At 71.3% G+C, this 16,108-nt stretch carries 14 protein-coding genes; 3 read left to right on the plus strand and 11 right to left on the minus strand.

What is annotated here, in order from left to right:
* Window positions 1-51: 51 nt before the first annotated feature.
* From EJC51_RS36340 to EJC51_RS36370, 7 genes are all read right to left on the minus strand, one after another.
* Complete coding sequence (locus EJC51_RS36340; RefSeq protein WP_126274923.1) at window positions 52-1,473, minus strand: glycoside hydrolase family 43 protein; 1,422 nt, start codon at window positions 1,471-1,473, stop codon at window positions 52-54.
* Between the two features lie 80 nt (window positions 1,474-1,553).
* Window positions 1,554-2,189 (minus strand): GTP-binding protein, encoded by a 636-nt coding sequence (locus tag EJC51_RS36345; protein ID WP_126274924.1) that lies wholly within the window; start codon window positions 2,187-2,189, stop codon window positions 1,554-1,556.
* Complete coding sequence (locus EJC51_RS36350) at window positions 2,176-2,538, minus strand: DUF742 domain-containing protein (protein WP_059195574.1); 363 nt, start codon at window positions 2,536-2,538, stop codon at window positions 2,176-2,178. Before EJC51_RS36350 ends, EJC51_RS36345 begins: the two co-directional genes overlap by 14 nt.
* A 1-nt stretch (window position 2,539) precedes the next feature.
* On the minus strand, window positions 2,540-2,962 hold the full coding sequence (locus EJC51_RS36355) for a roadblock/LC7 domain-containing protein (protein ID WP_059195721.1): 423 nt from the start codon (window positions 2,960-2,962) through the stop codon (window positions 2,540-2,542).
* An 11-nt stretch (window positions 2,963-2,973) separates the two neighbouring features.
* The gene (locus tag EJC51_RS36360) at window positions 2,974-5,238 is read right to left on the minus strand and encodes a sensor histidine kinase (RefSeq protein ID WP_126274925.1); all 2,265 of its coding nucleotides are present in this window, start codon (window positions 5,236-5,238) and stop codon (window positions 2,974-2,976) included.
* 61 nt (window positions 5,239-5,299) lie between these two features.
* Window positions 5,300-6,325, minus strand: a complete 1,026-nt coding sequence (locus EJC51_RS36365) for a substrate-binding domain-containing protein (RefSeq protein WP_126274926.1) — start codon at window positions 6,323-6,325, stop codon at window positions 5,300-5,302.
* 185 nt (window positions 6,326-6,510) lie between these two features.
* On the minus strand, window positions 6,511-8,010 hold the full coding sequence (locus EJC51_RS36370) for an LCP family protein (RefSeq protein ID WP_126274927.1): 1,500 nt from the start codon (window positions 8,008-8,010) through the stop codon (window positions 6,511-6,513).
* 157 nt (window positions 8,011-8,167) lie between these two features.
* On the opposite strand from EJC51_RS36370, the gene tatA reads away from it, so the two are divergent.
* On the plus strand, window positions 8,168-8,389 hold the full coding sequence (gene tatA / locus EJC51_RS36375) for a Sec-independent protein translocase subunit TatA (protein ID WP_126274928.1): 222 nt from the start codon (window positions 8,168-8,170) through the stop codon (window positions 8,387-8,389).
* Between the two features lie 5 nt (window positions 8,390-8,394).
* Here the strand turns inward: tatA and EJC51_RS36380 are convergent, their stop codons facing one another.
* From EJC51_RS36380 to EJC51_RS36390, 3 genes are all read right to left on the minus strand, one after another.
* Window positions 8,395-9,636, minus strand: a complete 1,242-nt coding sequence (locus EJC51_RS36380; RefSeq protein WP_126274929.1) for a cytochrome P450 family protein — start codon at window positions 9,634-9,636, stop codon at window positions 8,395-8,397.
* 880 nt (window positions 9,637-10,516) lie between these two features.
* A complete protein-coding gene (locus tag EJC51_RS36385; protein ID WP_244362998.1) occupies window positions 10,517-11,002 on the minus strand; it encodes a DUF6114 domain-containing protein in 486 nt (161 codons plus the stop codon).
* Complete coding sequence (locus EJC51_RS36390; protein ID WP_126274930.1) at window positions 11,002-11,673, minus strand: DUF6230 family protein; 672 nt, start codon at window positions 11,671-11,673, stop codon at window positions 11,002-11,004. The genes EJC51_RS36385 and EJC51_RS36390 overlap by 1 nt, the downstream gene beginning before the upstream one ends.
* A gap of 668 nt (window positions 11,674-12,341) precedes the next feature.
* Between EJC51_RS36390 and EJC51_RS36395 the strand changes: the two genes are divergently transcribed.
* Window positions 12,342-12,995, plus strand: coding sequence for a Tat pathway signal sequence domain protein (locus tag EJC51_RS36395; RefSeq protein WP_126274931.1), 654 nt, complete (start codon window positions 12,342-12,344; stop codon window positions 12,993-12,995).
* Window positions 12,996-13,013: 18 nt separating this feature from the next.
* On the opposite strand, the gene EJC51_RS36400 is transcribed toward EJC51_RS36395, so the two are convergent.
* A complete protein-coding gene (locus EJC51_RS36400; protein WP_126274932.1) occupies window positions 13,014-13,928 on the minus strand; it encodes a lytic polysaccharide monooxygenase auxiliary activity family 9 protein in 915 nt (304 codons plus the stop codon).
* A gap of 391 nt (window positions 13,929-14,319) precedes the next feature.
* Between EJC51_RS36400 and EJC51_RS36405 the strand changes: the two genes are divergently transcribed.
* The gene (locus EJC51_RS36405) at window positions 14,320-16,095 is read left to right on the plus strand and encodes a S8 family peptidase (RefSeq protein ID WP_425276818.1); all 1,776 of its coding nucleotides are present in this window, start codon (window positions 14,320-14,322) and stop codon (window positions 16,093-16,095) included.
* Window positions 16,096-16,108: the final 13 nt, after the last annotated feature.

A 16,108-nucleotide genomic window follows, 5' to 3' on the forward strand; every position in this document is an offset into this window, starting at 1 on the left:
GGTACCCCGGACCCGGCCGCCGACGCGGATCCCGCGTCGGCGGCCGCGTGCTCAGTAGCCGACCTGGAACGTCGCGTCCTGCTGCTCGGTGCCGGTGGAGATCGGGTCGATCCGCAGCGCGTAGTCGTAGTGCCGGATGTACCGGGTCGGGTTGTTGTACGAACGGAACGACGCCCACGAGGAGTTGGCGAGACCGGCTGTCCGGTGGAACGTGGCGTCGGCGGCGAACGTCGACGTGCCGTCGTTGGCGTCCAGCCGCAGCGCGTAGTCGTAGTGCCGCAGGTACCGGGTCGGGTAGTTGACCGACTGGAACGACACCGCGGAGGAGTCGGCGAGGCCCGGCACGAGCTTCCACAGCGAATCCTTGTACGGCTCGATCGGGTACTCGTCGATACGGCCGACGTAGTCGGCGTGCCGGACGTAACGGGCCGGGTAGTTGTAGGACTTCAGCCGGTTCCAGGCGGGCGCGCCCCACTTGGCGACGAGGTTGTCGTACTGGGCGCCGGTGATCGTCGTGATGCCGCAGTGCTTGGAGTTGACCGGCTGGGTGTACGTCCGCTGGTCGAGCGCGGTCCAGGTGCCCGCCGCCAGATCGGTGGACTGCCAGGCGTAGAAGACCCCGTTGGGCGTGTAGGTGTCGCCCCAGAGCCAGTAGGTGCCGGACGTGAGGGACTTGACGACCGTCGGTGCCTCGGTGCCGCCGTGCGCGACCCCCGAGGTGAAGGTCGTGAAGCTGCCCGGGTCGAGGGACGTGGACCGCGCGCCCAGCAGCGTCCCGCTCCTGTTGTTCTTGAAGTAGAGGTAGTTGACGCCGTTCACGCCCACCGTCATGTCGCCGTCGATCGCGTCGTACCCGGGGTCGAAGAAGACCTGGGGCGCCGAGGCCGTGACGAAGTCGGTCGTGTAGTTGACCATGATCACGTTGTGGCCGCTGGAGTTGACCGACGAGTAGATGATCGCGTACTGGCCGCGGCCCGCGTCCCAGAAGGCCTCCGGCGCCCAGCTGTGGGTGACCATGTCGTGCAGCTTCAGCCGGTGGTATCCGGTGAAGGTGCGCAGGTCGGTCGAGTTCCAGACGTGGATGTACTGGCTGTTGTAGTTCCAGTCGGTGCCCTTGAGGTCGGTGGCGAGCACCACGAACGTGCCGTCCTGCTTGCGCAGGATGAACGGGTCGCGCAGGCCCCCCGCGCCCTCGGTCGGGGTGACCACCGGGTTGTTCTGGTTCAGCGGCGTCCAGAGCAGCCCGTCCTTGCTGACGGCGAGATGGAGGCCGTAGTCGGTGCCGTCCCCGAGGTTGGTCGACTCGGTGAAGTAGGCCATGGCGTACGCCGAGTCGGCGGCGTGCGCGGTCCCGGCGCCGAGCGCCAGCGCACCGGTCGCGGCGAGCGGTGCGGCGGCGGCCATGCCGAGCAGGCGACGGCGGGAGAGGCCGGGAGCGGAGGGGAGGGAAACGGGGGGCGGCTCTGCGGACATGCGACTCTCCAGACGGTCGATATGTCGAACGCGGTTCGATGAGGCGAATGGAAAGTAGAGGGACGGGAGTTGTCCGTCAATCACTCCGGCACGGTTGGCGGATTCCCGCCGATGACCTGGGAACCCGCCGTGCCGCCGACCGCCGCCGCGATCAGCAGATCCAGCAGGGCGATCAGCACATCCCGCGACGACTCCCGCTCCCGCGCGTCGCACAGCACCACCGGCACCCCCTCCGGCAGCACGAGCGACTCCCTGATCTCCTCGGGCGGATAGGGGTGCCGACCGTCGAAACCGTTGACGCCGACGACGAACGGGATGCCGCGCCGCTCGAAGAAGTCGACCGCGGCGAAGCTCGCCTCCGGCCGCCGCACGTCGATGAGGACCACCGCGCCGAGCGCGCCCACGGCGAGGTCGTTCCACATGAACCAGAACCGCTGCTGCCCCGGCGTGCCGAACAGATACAGCACCAGCCGGTCGTTGATGGTGATCCGGCCGAAGTCCAGGGCCACCGTGGTGGCCTTCTTCCGCTCGATGCCGGCGAGGTCGTCGATGCCGAGCCCGGCCATGGTCAGCGGCTCCTCCGTGCGCAGCGGCACGATCTCGCTCACCGACCCGACCATGGTCGTCTTGCCGACGCCGAAGCCCCCGGCGATCAGGATCTTGACGGTGTCCGGCGCCGCGGGGGTCGCGGCGGCGGATGCCTCAGAGCCGGCCAAGGCCGTCCCTCACTTTCTGGAGGAGGTCCAGGTCCAGGGTGCGGTCGGTGACGGGATGCGGCGGATGGACGGTGATCAGGCCCGCCTCCAGCAGGTCGCACAGCATGATGACGACCACGCTCACCGGCAGGTCGAGCAGCGCCGCCAGCTCCGCCACCGCGACCGGCCGGGCGCACCGGCGCAGGATGCGCGCCTGCTCGGGCTGCGGCCGGGGCGCCCGCTCCGGTGGCGGGTCCACCGCGGTCACCGTGGCGATGAGGGTGAAGCAGGCGCGGCTGGGCCGGGTCCGCCCGCCGGTCAGGGCGAACGGCCGGACCAGCCGACCCGCCACCGCGTCGCTTTCGCTCACCTCACGCGCCGGTGGGACCGAGCCCGGTCCGCGGTGCCGCGCTGAGATGCTCGCCGATCTTCTTCACCAGCATGTTCATCTGGTACGCCACCACGCCGACGTCGGCGTTCGGCCCGGTGAGCACGACGAGATGGGCGCCGGGACCGGCCGAGGTCAGTATCAGGAAGCTGTTGGCCATCTCGATCAGTGCCTGCCGCACCGGCCCGCCCCGGAAGTCCATGCTGACGCCCTTGCTGAGGCTCATCAGCCCCGACGCGGTCGCCGCCAGCCGCTCGGCGTCGTCACGCAGGAACCCGGTGGACTTGCTGACCACCAGCCCGTCGTCGGAGAGCACCACGGCCTGCGTGACGTCCGCGACCCGGTCCACGAGGCCGGTGAGCAACTGGTCCAGCGCGGTGTGCGTGGCGGGGGTGGGGCGTGTCATGGCGTTGTCCTTCATGAGCGGTCGGTGTGCGGAGTGGTGGGGACGGTGGCGGGTTCGGCCGCTTCCCGGGCCTGGAGCGTGCCGCGCTGGAACCCGGCGAGCGAGGAGGCGGCGTGCTCCGCGGTGAAGCCGTCGGGGTCGTCGTCGGCGACGACCGGCGCCTCCTCGCGCAGCTCCACGGCCAGACTGGTCTGGGGGACGCGCCGGGGGAGGGGGGAGGGAGCGGCGGAGGCGTCGGCCGCGACGGGCGTGGCGGCGGGTGCCACGAGCGCGGTGGGTTCGGGCGGTTCGGTGGTCTTTGGTGCTTCTTCACGGTCGGGCTTCTCCGCCGGGGCGCCCCCGTCCTCCTCCCGCACCAGCACCTCGTGCGGAATCAGCACGATCGCCGTCGTCCCGCCGTACGGCGACGAGCGCAGCGTCACCGCGATCCCGTGCCGGTCGGCGAGCTGGGCGACCACGAACATGCCGAGCCTCAGATCGTCGGCCAGGGCCACCACGTCGAACTTCGGCGCCTCGGCCAACTGGGCGTTGAACGAGGCGTAGTCCTCCTCCGACATGCCGAGCCCGCGGTCCTCGATCTCGACGGCCAGGCCCTTGGCGACGAACGTCGCCCGCACCCCGACCGGGCTGGGCGCCGGGGAGTACAGCGTGGCGTTCTCGATGAGCTCGGCCAGCAGATGGATCACGTCGGCCACGGCGGGCGGCGCCAGGGACAGCTCCTCGTCGGTGTGCACCTCCACCCGCTGGTACTCGGCGACCTCGCCGACCGCGCTGCGCAGGATGTCGACGATCGCCACGGGCTCGGTCCAGCTGCGCCGGGGCTGCCCGCCGCTGATGATGACGAGGTTCTCCTCGTACCGCCGCAACTGGCTGGCCGTGGAGTCGAGTTCGTACAGGCCCGCGAGGACCTCGGGGTCCTGGTGCCGGCGTTCGAGGGTGTCGAGGCGGCTGAGCTGGAGGTTGACCAGGTTCTGGCTCTGCCGGGCGATGCCGAGGATGACCTTCTGGAAACCCCGCCGGGTGTCGGCGAGTTCGACTGCGGTCTCCACGGCCGTGCGCTGCGCGGTGTTGAACGCCCTGGCCACCTGGCCGAGTTCGTCGGTGCCGTAGTCCAGTTCGGGCGCGGCCCGGTCCACGTCGACCTTCTCGCCCCGCTCCAGGCGGGCCACCACGTCGGGCAGCCGCTCCTGGGCGAGGCTCAGGGTGGCGACCCGGAGGCCGCTCAGCCGGCGGGACAGGGAGCGGGTGATCCGCCAGGACATGCCGACGCACAGCAGTAGCGCGACCAGCCCGCCGGCGCTGAGCGAGGCGGCCGTCAGCAGCAGGTCGTCGGCCTTGTCCGCGCTGCGCGTGAGCAGCCCGGAGGTCTGCTGCTGGATGAGGACCGAGTAGCGGTCGGACACCGTGTCCAGCGCGGCCGTCCAGCGCTTCCGCGCGTCCGGCAGCGCGACCCGGCCGTCGGCGCGGTCCGGGCGGGCGGCGAGGACCTGGTCCTCGACGGACAGCAGGGTCTGCCACTCCTTGCTGGCCAGGATCCGCTCGGTCTCCGTCTTCGCGTCACCGGTCAGCGCGGGCACGATCTGGTCCTGGACCAGCCAGCGGCGGGTGTTGACCAGCTGGACGAACTCCGTCCAGCCCTTCTCGTCCAGATGGCCGTTCGGCCAGGCGAGGGTGAGCTCGGCGTCCTCCTGCGAGGTCAGCTCCGCAGCGTGCTCCAGGGCGACGAGCGGCTCCGCCTGCGAGGTGAGGTCGCCGTCGTCGACCTGGGAGAGCTCCTGGAAGGCGTGGATCTGACCGTCGACGATCGACGTGTACTGGTCCAGGACCTGCTCGGCGGGGATGTCGGCGGGGTCGTCCACCTGGTCGCGGTAGTACTCCAGGCTGCCCAGCGAGGCGACCACCGAGTACAGCCGCTCCGCGACCCGGTCCGGGGCCCGCTGGATCTCCTCGGCGCGGCCGACGAGCTTGGCGACCGCCTTGTCCGTCTCCGCGCGCTGCCGGTCCAGGGCGGCCCGGGAGCCGGGCAGCCTGGCCAACCAGGCGGCGGACTGGGCCCGTTCACGTTGCAGCGCGAGCGTGGCCTCGGTGCCCATGGCGCCGGTCGAGCGGCTCAGCTCCGTCTGCGAGCGCAGCCTGAGGCCCTCGGAGAACATCTGGATCGTCGTCACGCCCCACATGGCGGCGAGCGTGACGCTGGGCACCAGCGCCAGCAGGATCAGGGAGATCCGTATGGAGCCGAGACGGCGCCGGCGCCGGGGGCCTGTCCGGTCAGACATGGTCTTCCTTGGGCGATCAGCGGGGAGGGGAGGTGGGTGTGCGAGCGGGGAGGGGGCTCGCTCAGCGGGTTCCGGCGGCGGCGAACTTCGCCACGGCGGCGACATTGCTCCGGGTCACGAACGCGGGGCCGGTCAGCACGGGGGCGACCCCGCCGCCGCTGACATTGCCGTTGGTGCGGTACAGCCACAGCGAGTCGACCGCGAGATAGCCCTGGAGATACGGCTGTTGGTCCACCGCGAACTGCACCGACCCGTCCTGCACGGCCCGGGCCAGGTCCTTGCTGAGGTCGAAGGTGGCGACCCGGGCCCTGCTGCCCGCCGCCTTCACCGAGTCGACCGCGTCCAGCGCGAACTGCGCGCCCATCGTGACGACTTCGTCGATACCGGGGTCCTGCCGCAGCCGGGCGGTGAGGACGGCGTCCACGGCCTTGGCGTCGGTGCCTTCCACATAGAGGTTCTCGGTCTCGCCGCCGAACGTCTTCTTCACCCCGGCGCAGCGCGCCTCCAGCGCGACATTGCCCCGTTCGTGGATGACGCACAGCGCGTGCTTGGCCTTCAGCGCGTCGAGCTTGTCCCCGACGGCGGCGCCCGCGACGCTCTCGTCCTGACCGAAGTACTCCAACAACCCCTGCGACTTCCACGCGTCGATACCGGAGTTGAGCCCGACGACCGGTATACCCGCCGCCCTGGCCTCGGCGACCGGCGCCTTCATCGCGTTCGGCTTGGCCAGCGTCACCGCGATCCCGTCCACCCGCTCCCCGATCGCGTCCCGCACCAACTGCGCCTGCCGGGCCGGGTCGGAGTCGCTCACGTACGTCAGCTCGACCCCGTCCTTCACGGCCGCCGCCTCCGCCCCCTTGCGCACCAGCTCCCAGAAGGCGTCCCCCTCACCCCCGTGGGTGACCAGGGCGACCTTCATCGCGCCCTTCGCCCCCGACCCGAGCCGCGCGGCTGCGGAACCGGAACCGGAAGCGGAACCCGGGCCGGAACAGCCGACGAGCAGCAGGAGGGCGGCCGAGGCCGCGACGGCGAGACGCACGGATGCGCCGGATCCGGAAGATGCCTGCGGTGGGGGAGTGGTGATCATGAGGGTGCGGCACCTCACTGTGCGGCCGAGCAGGTGGAACGCGAAAGGGAGGCCGAAACGCGGGTGTGCGTCGGCCTGTTGAACTTTCACTTGCCCGGAGCCAACCGCGTGTGACCGCCGGTAGTCAAGTGATCAGCCGCTTGTAGCGACTTCTCGGTGCCGCATCGTGATGGTCGACGGCGAGGTCAGCCGTAGGTCAGGTTCGAACAGGGGTTGTCGTCCGCCGACCGGGCGCCGTCCGCGACCGTGCTGGGCACGGCCGTCGGGGACGCGGTGGGTGTGGTGGCGTACGACTGGCCCAGTACGAGGCTGATGCCGGCGCGCGTGACGGACTCCAGCGTGGCGCCGGGGAAGGCCGCGGCGACCGTGCGGGCCCGGGACATTTCGCCGGGGCCGTACTCGACGAGGGTGGTGGGGTGGTCCTGGGTGGTCGCCGTGGCCGTGCCGGTGACCGTGAAGCCGTCGGAGGTGAGCGCGGCGGCGGCGCGGGCGGCGAGGCCGGTGACCGTGGTGCCGTTGTAGACGCCGACGGAGATGCCGGCGCCGGAGACGGGGGTGGGGGACGCCGTGGGTGTCTTCTGCTTCCCCGTGGCGTTCTTGCCGTCGATCGTGCGGTCGGACTTCAGGGCCGCCCACAGGGCGTCGGCGTCCGGTTCGACGATCGCGACGCGTGAACCGTCGTACCGCCAAGGCAGGGTGACGAACTTGGTGTTGTGCAGGTCGACGTCCTTCAGGGACATCGCGAAGGAGATGAGCTTGTCGGCGGAGCCCAGGCCGGTGTCGACGGTGAGGGACTTCGTCGCGGCGTCGGCGAGCGGCAACAGGTGGGTCGGGGTCAGGCCCTTGCTCTTCACCTCCTTCAACAGGCTTGCCACGAAAGCCTGTTGGCGCTTGATGCGGCCGATGTCGGAGCCGTCGCCGATGCCGTGCCGGATGCGGACGTAGTCCAGCGCCTTCTGCCCGGAGACGGTCTGCACCCCCTTCTTGAACAGCAGCCTGCCCGGGGTCGTCCGGTGCGGGTTGAGATCGTTCTCGTAGACGTCCTGCGGCAGGCACACCCGCACCCCGCCCACCACCTCCGTCAGCCGGGCGAAACCCTTGAAGTCGACGACGACCGTGTGGTCCACGCGCAGGCCGGTGAGGTGCTCGACGGTGTTCTGGGTGCAGGCCGGGTTGCCCTTGGCGGTGTCGCCCACCGAGTAGGCCGCGTTGAACATCGTGTCGGTCTGCGTCTTCGTCCAGCTGCCGTCGGGCAGCTTGCAGGGCGGGATCGTGACCAGGGTGTCGCGGGGGATGGAGACCGCGAGCGCGTGCCGGTGGTCGGCGTAGACGTGCAGCAGGAGCGTGGTGTCGGAGCGCCCTATGTCGTCCTTGTTCCCGCCGCCGAGCGCCGCGTTGCCGTCGGTGCGCGCGTCGGAGCCGATGAGCAGGACGTTCTCACCCTTGGAGGAGCCGGCCCGGGGCCGGTCGTCGGAGACGCCGCCCGAGTCGAAGGTGCTGATGTTCCCGTCCAGCTTCAGATAGAGCCAGCCCGCGCCGGCGGTCGCGAGGACCAGCAGCGAGAGGCAGACGGCGAGGGCGACGCGTATCCGGCGGCCCCGGCGGCGGCCCGCCCGGCGACGGCCGCCGGGGCGCTCCTGCCGGTGCCGCGGGGGTGCCGGCCTCCCTGCACTGGTGATCGTCATCCGCGCCCTTTTTGCAAATTGCTGGGATTTGTCGCCTAAGCCCCGGTTGTACAGTTGCGCACGACAGCAACCGTCATCCGACGGGCGGCGGCCGCCGCAAGTGTGCGCGACCGACGTAAGAGCGAGTTGAGAACTCGGGCGAGAGAAAGGCGCGGCCGTGCTGCGTAACGGACTGGAACCCTGGCACCTGCTGATAGTGGCGATCGTCGTGATCGTGCTGTTCGGCTCGAAGAAGCTGCCCGACACCGCGCGGGCGCTCGGCAGGTCCATGCGCATTCTCAAGAGCGAGGCGCAGGCGATGAAGGACGAGTCAGCGCCGGCGACGGCGGTGACCGCGCCCGTGGAGACGCCGGCTGCCGCGCAATCGCCGTCGCAGTGAGTACGTCAGCCGAGGCGCACCGGTAGTGACCGGTGGCCGTGGGAGATGAACGAGTCCACCGGCTCCAGCTCCCCCGGCGCCACGGCGAGCGCGAGCCCCGGGAAGCGGGCGAACAGCGCGGGCAGCGCGACGCGGGCCTCCAGGCGGCCGAGCGGGGCACCCAGGCAGTGATGGGCGCCGTACCCGAAGGCCAGGTGGTCCTTGTCGGCCCGGGTGACGTCGAACACGTCCGCGTCCTCGCCGTGGTGCCCCGGGTCGCGTCCGGCGGCGGCGTACGCGGCGAGGATCGCCTCGCCCGTCCGGATCACGGCGCCCTCGGGGCCGCCCAGCTCGGCCAGGTCCAGGTCCGTCACGGCGTACCGCAGCGGCAGGCTCGCCACCGGTGCCTCGGCGCGCAGGGTCTCCTCGATCACGTCGTCCCAGGAGGCCTGCCCGGCACGGACCAGGGCGAGCTGGCCGGGGTGGGTGAGCAGGGCGTGGACCGCGTTGTCGAGCAGGTTCACCGTGGTCTCGTGACCGGCGCTGACCATGAGCACCAGGGTGTCGAGCAGCTCCTGCTCACTGAGGTGGGCGCCGTCGTCGTCATGGGTGGCGATCAGCGCGGAGGTGAGGTCGTCGCCGGGCAACGCCCGCTTGGTCTCGACGAGTTGCCGCATGGCCGCGTAGAAGCGGGCGTAGGTGTCGGCCACTTCGGCGGCGTCGGCCGAGGTGTGGAAGACGCCGTCCACGACGGCCCGTAGCTCCGGGCCCTGCTCCTCCGGGAGGCCGAGGAGCTCGCCGATGACCTGGATGGGCAGCGGGTAGCAGAACTCCTCGCGCAGATCGACGACTTGACCACCCTCTCCGGCCTTGGCGACCCGGTCGAGCAGTGCGTCGGTGACGGCTTCCACACGAGGGCGCAGGGCGGCGGTGCGGCGTGCGGTGAACGCCTTCGCGACGAGGTTGCGCAGCCGTTTGTGGTCGGCGCCGTAGGCCGTGAACATGTTCTGCACGGCGACCCACGTGAACAGCGGCCAGTCCGGGGAGACGCGGCCCTCGGCCCAGCGCGGCCAGTGCTGTCGCGCGTCCTTCGACACCCTCGGGTCGGCGAGCAGCCGCCTCAGCAGCGCGGGGTTGCTGACCGCCCAGGCGGGCACGCCGTGCGGCAGTTCGACCGGGGCGACGGGGCCGCGCTCCCTGATCCGCGCGGCTTCGCCGTGGATGTCACGACCGGTCGGGTCGATCACGACCGGGTCCTTGAACTCCATCGAACTCCCCCTGTCCCGTGGGCTCCCGGCACCCACGGTTCGGGGTGCCCGGACAGCGCGGCACGACCCCACGGGCTGCCCCGGGCGGCCGTGCGCCACGGTCACGCTAGGGGGCGGGGAGCGGGGTGCGCGAGGGTGCACGGGGGGGCTGGCCGGAATGGGGCGGCGGGGTGCGGGCGGGCGGCGGCTGGGCGGTGGTGGGCGGCGGCGCCGAGCGGGGGCGCTCGCCTGGCCGGTGCGGGCCCTGCTAGTGCGCGGGCGGGCCGGGGGCCCGGTCGTGTGCGGGCGGGCGGGCCAGGGCCCGGTCGTGTGCGGGTAGGCCAGGGGCCCGGTCGAGTGCGGGTAGGCCGGTTCCGGGCCCTGGCCGTGCCTGGTGAGGCCGGTTCCCAGCCCCGGCCCTGGGGCGGGCCGGCCCGTTCCTGGCCCCGGTTGCGCGGGGGCAAGTCCCTTCCCGGCCCTGGCTGGTGTGCGGTGAGGCTCGTTCTGGCCCCGGTTGCGCGGGGGTAAGTCCCGTGCCGGTCCTGGCTGGTGTGCGGTCGGGTTCGTCCTGGCCCCGGTCGGGTGGGGGTAAGTCCCGTGCTGGTCCTGGCTGGTGTGCGGTCGGGTTCGTCCTGGCCCCGGTCGGGTGGGGGTAAGTCCCTTCCCGGCCGTGGCCGGTGTGCGGTCAGGCTCGTCCCGGCTCCTGCCCGTGTGCGGTCAGGCTCGTCCCGGCTCCTGCCCGTGTGCGGTCAGGCTCGTCCCGGCTCCTGCCCGTGTGCGGTCAGGCCCGTTCCCGCTCCTGCTTGTGTGCGGGGCGGGCACCCGGTTGCGCCCCCCACGGCCATCAGGGCGCTTTCCGGGCCCCGTAAGGCATCAGGACGCTCTCCCGCCCCGCGAGTCCTCAGGCCGGTTCCGGGTCACCGGCCTCCGGCCCCACCGCGCCCAGCGAGCCCAGCACCGCCGGGCTCTTCGCCGCTCGGGCCGCCTTGCGGCGCTTTCTGCGGCTCACCCTCGGATCCTGGTCCGGGAGCCAGCCGAAGGCCAGGCAGCTGCCCACCACGCCGAGGAGGAGGCCGATGAAGAAGCCTCCCAGGTTCGAGGTCAGCCAGGTGCCCAGGGCGAGCAGGACGCCGGTGATCGAGTAGAAGAGCCGCTGGGTGGGGTTGAACAGGATCAGCAGCCCCAGCAGCAGCATCAGCGCCGGCAGGAGATAGCCGGCCAGGCCCTGCATACCGATGTGCAGGACGACCTTCAGCGACGCCTTCTCGGTGAGCAGGATCTCCGCCCCGCCCAGGGCGAGCAGCAGCCCGCCCCAGAACGGACGGTCGGCCCGCCACGCGCGGAAGGCCGACCGCACTCCCCGACGTGGAGTGTCCGTGTCCGACATCAGCAACCCGAGCTGCTGAAACGGAGCTTCAGGCCCGGAAGCTTGAAGACACCCGCGGTCGTCGCGTAGTTGGTCTGCCGCAGGTTGGCGATGTGCACCGTGTCCGACTGCTGGCTGAACACCCCGATCGGGCCCTTGACCCCGGCCTTGGTGAGCGTGCTGGCGTCGTTGCCGATCTCGATGTTGTTGAAGTCGGCGTCACCGGTCAGCTCGGTGGAGTCGGTGGTCAGGTCGGTCGCTTTCACCTTCTGCGACCCGCTGCCGGCGGTGATGAGCAGGTTGGTCCCGCCGAGGTCGACGCTCTGGCAGAGGCTGTCCAGCGTCGCGTTCTTGATCGCGGAGGTGACCACCAGCACCTGGCCCCCGGTGTCACCCGCGTTCGGGCTGCCCTCCGCCATGTTGTCGAGGGCGCCGAACTGCTCGAAGCCGGTGCCGTTCAGCTCCTTCGCGGTGACGGTGAACGCCATGCCGGAGATCGCGAACTGCACGCCCAGCGCGCCCTCCGCGGTCAGCACCGCCAGCGTGGCGGCGACGAGCGTGGCCGGTACGGCCATCACGGCGGCCCGGCGCGCGCGGACCCGACCGCGTCTGGCAGGCTCCGGCGCGGAACCGCTTTCCGCGTTCTCTGGTGTGTTGTCGGCGGCCGAAGTGGCGTCCGAAGACGAGGCCATGTGTGCTCCCAGGGCATAGACAGTGCGGTCTGGCATCAAATGGCACGTTGTCCTGGCGCGGACAGCGCAGGCGGCTCGCGCCCCCTCGCATCTCCCGGCGGATGCAAGGGCTTTCGCGTACTCCGCAGTAGCCGCCGAGGAAGTTACCGGTGGTTACATTTAAGGGTCAAGAGAGTTGTGAAAAAAGGGTGTTGGTTGTGCCCCGCCTGTGGGGCGAGATGTGCCGAGGTGCCGGGCCGCTATTTGACTGTCCGTCAACTGGCCTTCTACTCCTTGACGTTGACTGAGCATCAGGTCTACAACTTGCCCTGGCTCGACCCGGATCCGTGGCGCCGGATCCATCGCGCGGCACTGTCCGCGCCTCCCGGACGTCCTGTCCGTCTCCGGGCACACCCCGTGCCCGTCTCCTCTCCCTGGCACCCGCACGGTCACTTCCCCCCTGGTCCGTGCCGGGTCGCCGCCTCCCGCCCGGCCCGGCCGGGGACCACCCACGTTCCCCGGCCGGTGACCGGTCGGCTGCCGTCGTCGGTCCGTGACGTACGGAGAAGGCGTCACGGGCCGACGCCGGCGGACGCCGCGCCGCGTCCACTCCCCCCCACCAACCGCCCCCCACCAACCACCCCCCTCAACCCTCAACCCCCCTCACCTCGGAAAAGAGGCAATCCCGCATGCGTACGCGTTCCCTGCTCACCTTCACCGCCGCCGTCGCCGCCTTCGCCCTGTCGGGCGTCAGCCCCGCGTCGGCCGCCGACAACGTCCTCACGACCGGCTCCGCGGGCGGCGACGCCGTCGCCACCAACGCCACGGTCACCGCGTCCCTGGCGAGCGGCACCACCGCGACGCTCTACTCCAGCGCGACCGGCACGACCGGCATCACCTGCACCACCTCGCAGTTCACCGCGACGGTCGACAGCAACCCGGCCGCTCCCGGCACCGCCTCCGAGACCCTCACCGGGCACACCTTCAGCAACTGCACCTCGAACAACGTGGGCGTCCTCGGCGTCACCAGCGTCACGGTCAACAACCTGGCGTACACCACCACCGTGGCCTCCGACGGCACCGTCGCCGTGACCCCGGGCACCGCCGGCCCGATCCAGACCACCGTCGTGCTCAGGACCCTGCTGGGCAGCGTCACCTGTGTCTACCAGGCGACGAACGGCAGCCTTTCCGGCGCGGCCGACAACGCCGACAACAGCATCAAGTTCACCAACCAGCAGTTCACCCGGACCTCCGGCTCCTCGCTCTGCCCGGGCAGTGGCTTCTGGACCGCGAAGTACGCCCCGGTCGCCACCTCCGACGGTGCGGCGGTCTTCGTCAACTGACCCTCGTACGAACGGCGTTCAGCGTCGACGCAGACGCAGCGCCAGGGCGGCGCCCCCGGTGAGCACCAGCACCGCGGCGGCGCCGCCCGCCACCATGGGGGCGGACGGTCCCGTGCCGGGAGTCTCCGTGGCGGCCACCGGCGCGGTGCCGGCAGCCGAGGCCGTCGTACGGGGTTCGGCGCTCGGCGTCGGGCTCTTGGTCGTACGGGCCTTCGCGGCGCCGCTCGAAGCCGGCTTCGAGACCGATGCCGAAGGTGAGGGTGACGGCTTCGCGCTCCGCTCGGCCTTGCCCTTCGTCGCCGGGAACACCACGTCCGAGCACGAGTAGTACGTGTCCGGCGTGCTCGTGTTCTGCCAGATCGTGTAGAGCACATGCCGGCCCGTACGGTCCGACGGCAGCGTCGCACGGATGCGGTACGCGCCGCCCGTCAGCGCCGGGTCCTTGACCGTGGCGAACGGCTTGTCGGGCAGGTCGGACCAGGCGAGCGGCTTCGTCGGGTCGTAGCCGGGCTTGGTCAGATAGAGCTTGAAGCTTCCCGTATGAGGGATCGTCGAGGCGTACTTCATCGTCAGCGTCGCGCCCGGCGTCAGATGCGTCGAGGGCCAGTCCGCGCGGGCGAGGTCGAGGCCCTTGTAGGCGGGCAGGCCGCCGCTGCACAGCTCGCCGTCGGGGACGGTCTGCCGGTCGCGGCCGTTGACGTTGGCGATGCGCAGGTTGTCCCAGGCGGTGAAGGGTGCCCCGTTCGCGGCGACGGCGGCCCGGCAGGCCGTGGACTGCGCCCGGTCGCCGCCCTCGGGGGAGCAGGCGTACACCCGGCTCACCGGATCGGTCGGCGCGCCGTGCGCCTGGGCCGGGGAGGCCGCCCAGACGGTGGTCGCCAGCGGTGCCACGACCGTCAGAACGGCCATGCGGTATGCGGTCATCCGGGGCATCCGGAACGTCTCCTCGGCCGAGGCGGGAACGGTTTGCTCCCGTGCAGTACGGAAACCGGGCCCGGCGCGTTCACCGCGGGACATCGACCGCGAAAGGGTGCAGCCGGGGTGCATTCGCCCCCGACTTCCGGACGGCGAGGGTGGGTTTCCGGCCGGATCGAGGGTTTCCCCTGTATTCACATGACCTGCGCTTTGCCTATCGTTCAGGCCACAGCTGACCCACAGGTAACCCCCTCCCTGGTCGGCTGGCGCTCGGCCGGTCCCACGCCGCTTTTCGACCCACCCCCCGCCGCTTCACCGACGAAGCGTTCCCCACCGCTGCTCCGCGCTGCCCGGAGCACGGCCACGAAAGGCAAAGCCCTTGCGTACCCCGCCCTCCCTCCGACGGAGGATGATCTCCGTCGCCGCGGTCTCGGCCGCGCTGTTCACGGCGGCCACCGCCACGGTGGCCACGGCCCAGGAGGCCGCCGCCCCGAAGGCAGCCGCCGTGCCCGCCGCCCAGACCGAGGCCGCCCCCGGCGTCACCGCCGAGCGGCTCATCGTCGGCTACAAGTCCGGTGCCACCGAGGCGAAGTCGAACTCGGCCGCCAAGGCCGACGCCGCCGCCAAGGGCAAGGAGGCCGGCGAGGACGTCGACTTCCGGCGCCGCCTCGGCACAGGTGCCGCCCTGGTCGACCTGGGCGCCGACGCGACCCGCGCGGACGTCGCCGACGTCGTGGCCGAGTACAAGGCCGACCCGCAGGTCGCCTACGTCGTGCCGGACCGCCTGAACAAGCCGCAGGCCGACCCGAACGACACCGAGTACGCCAAGCAGTGGGACCTGTTCGAGGCCACGGCCGGCATGAACGTCCCCGGCGCCTGGTCCACCGCGACCGGCTCCGGCGTGACCGTCGCCGTCATCGACACCGGCTACGTCGCCCACACCGACCTCGCCGCGAACATCGTCGCCGGCTACGACTTCATCTCCGACACCGCGGTCTCGGTGGACGGCGACGGCCGCGACAGCAACCCGGCCGACCCGGGCGACTGGTACAACGCCAACGAGTGCGGCGACGGCATCCCGGCCTCCAACTCCTCCTGGCACGGCACGCACGTGGCCGGCACCATCGCCGCGGTAACCAACAACAGCAAGGGCATCGCGGGCATCGCCTACGGCGCGAAGATCTCCCCGCTGCGCGTGCTCGGCAAGTGCGGCGGATACGACTCCGACATCATCGACGCCATCACCTGGGCGTCCGGCGGCACCGTCTCCGGTGTGCCCGCCAACACCAACGTCGCCAAGGTCATCAACATGAGCCTGGGCGGCGACGGTGCCTGCACCAGCGCGACCCAGAGCGCCATCACGGCCGCCGTGAACCGCGGCACCACGATCGCCGTCGCCGCGGGCAACGACAACGACAACGTCGCGAACCACTCGCCGGGCAACTGCAACAACGTCATATCCGTGGCCGCCACCAACCGCACCGGCGCGAAGGCCTCGTACTCCAACTACGGCTCCCTGGTGGACATCTCGGCCCCCGGCGGCCAGACCAGCACCGGTACCGCCAACGGCATCCTGTCCACGCTGAACTCCGGCACCAAGACGGCGTCGAGCGAGAACTACGCCTACTACCAGGGCACCAGCATGGCCACCCCGCACATCGCGGGCCTCGCCGCCCTGCTGAAGTCGGCCAACTCCTCGCTGACCCCGGCCCAGATCGAGTCGGCCATCAAGGCCAACGCACGTGCCCTGCCCGGCGCTTGCTCGGGCGGCTGCGGCGCCGGTCTCGCGGACGCCGCGAAGACCGTGGCCGCCGTCAGCGGTGGCGGTACGACGACGGGGACGACGTACTCCAGCACCTCCGCGGTCGCCATCCCGGACAACAGCTCGGCGATCGAGTCCGCCATCACGGTCAGCGGCCGTACCGGCAACGCCCCTTCGGCCCTCAAGGTCGCCGTCGACATCACCCACACCTACCGCGGTGACCTGGTGATCGGCCTCGTCGCCCCGGACGGCACGGTCTACAGCCTGAAGTCCGCCAGCTCCTCGGACTCCGCGGACAACGTCAACACCACCTACACCGTGGACGCTTCGAGCGAGACGGCCAACGGCACCTGGAAGCTGCGCGTCCAGGACACCGCGGCCCAGGACACGGGCACGCTCAACAGCTGGAAGCTGACTTTCTGAGCCACCCCCGCCT

The sequence above is a fragment of the Streptomyces aquilus genome (assembly GCF_003955715.1).
Lineage (GTDB): Bacteria > Actinomycetota > Actinomycetes > Streptomycetales > Streptomycetaceae > Streptomyces > Streptomyces aquilus.

Coding starts and splice junctions, on each gene's coding strand:
- EJC51_RS36370 (WP_126274927.1), bottom strand. CDS start 8,010: ATGACGATCACCAGTGCAGGGAGGCCGGCACCCCCGCGGCACCGGCAG.
- EJC51_RS36355 (WP_059195721.1), bottom strand. CDS start 2,962: ATGACACGCCCCACCCCCGCCACGCACACCGCGCTGGACCAGTTGCTC.
- EJC51_RS36400 (WP_126274932.1), bottom strand. CDS start 13,928: ATGCCCCGGATGACCGCATACCGCATGGCCGTTCTGACGGTCGTGGCA.
- EJC51_RS36390 (WP_126274930.1), bottom strand. CDS start 11,673: ATGGCCTCGTCTTCGGACGCCACTTCGGCCGCCGACAACACACCAGAG.
- EJC51_RS36360 (WP_126274925.1), bottom strand. CDS start 5,238: ATGTCTGACCGGACAGGCCCCCGGCGCCGGCGCCGTCTCGGCTCCATA.
- EJC51_RS36365 (WP_126274926.1), bottom strand. CDS start 6,325: ATGATCACCACTCCCCCACCGCAGGCATCTTCCGGATCCGGCGCATCC.
- EJC51_RS36385 (WP_244362998.1), bottom strand. CDS start 11,002: ATGTCGGACACGGACACTCCACGTCGGGGAGTGCGGTCGGCCTTCCGC.
- EJC51_RS36405 (WP_425276818.1), top strand. CDS start 14,320: ATGATCTCCGTCGCCGCGGTCTCGGCCGCGCTGTTCACGGCGGCCACC.
- EJC51_RS36395 (WP_126274931.1), top strand. CDS start 12,342: ATGCGTACGCGTTCCCTGCTCACCTTCACCGCCGCCGTCGCCGCCTTC.
- EJC51_RS36340 (WP_126274923.1), bottom strand. CDS start 1,473: ATGTCCGCAGAGCCGCCCCCCGTTTCCCTCCCCTCCGCTCCCGGCCTC.
- EJC51_RS36380 (WP_126274929.1), bottom strand. CDS start 9,636: ATGGAGTTCAAGGACCCGGTCGTGATCGACCCGACCGGTCGTGACATC.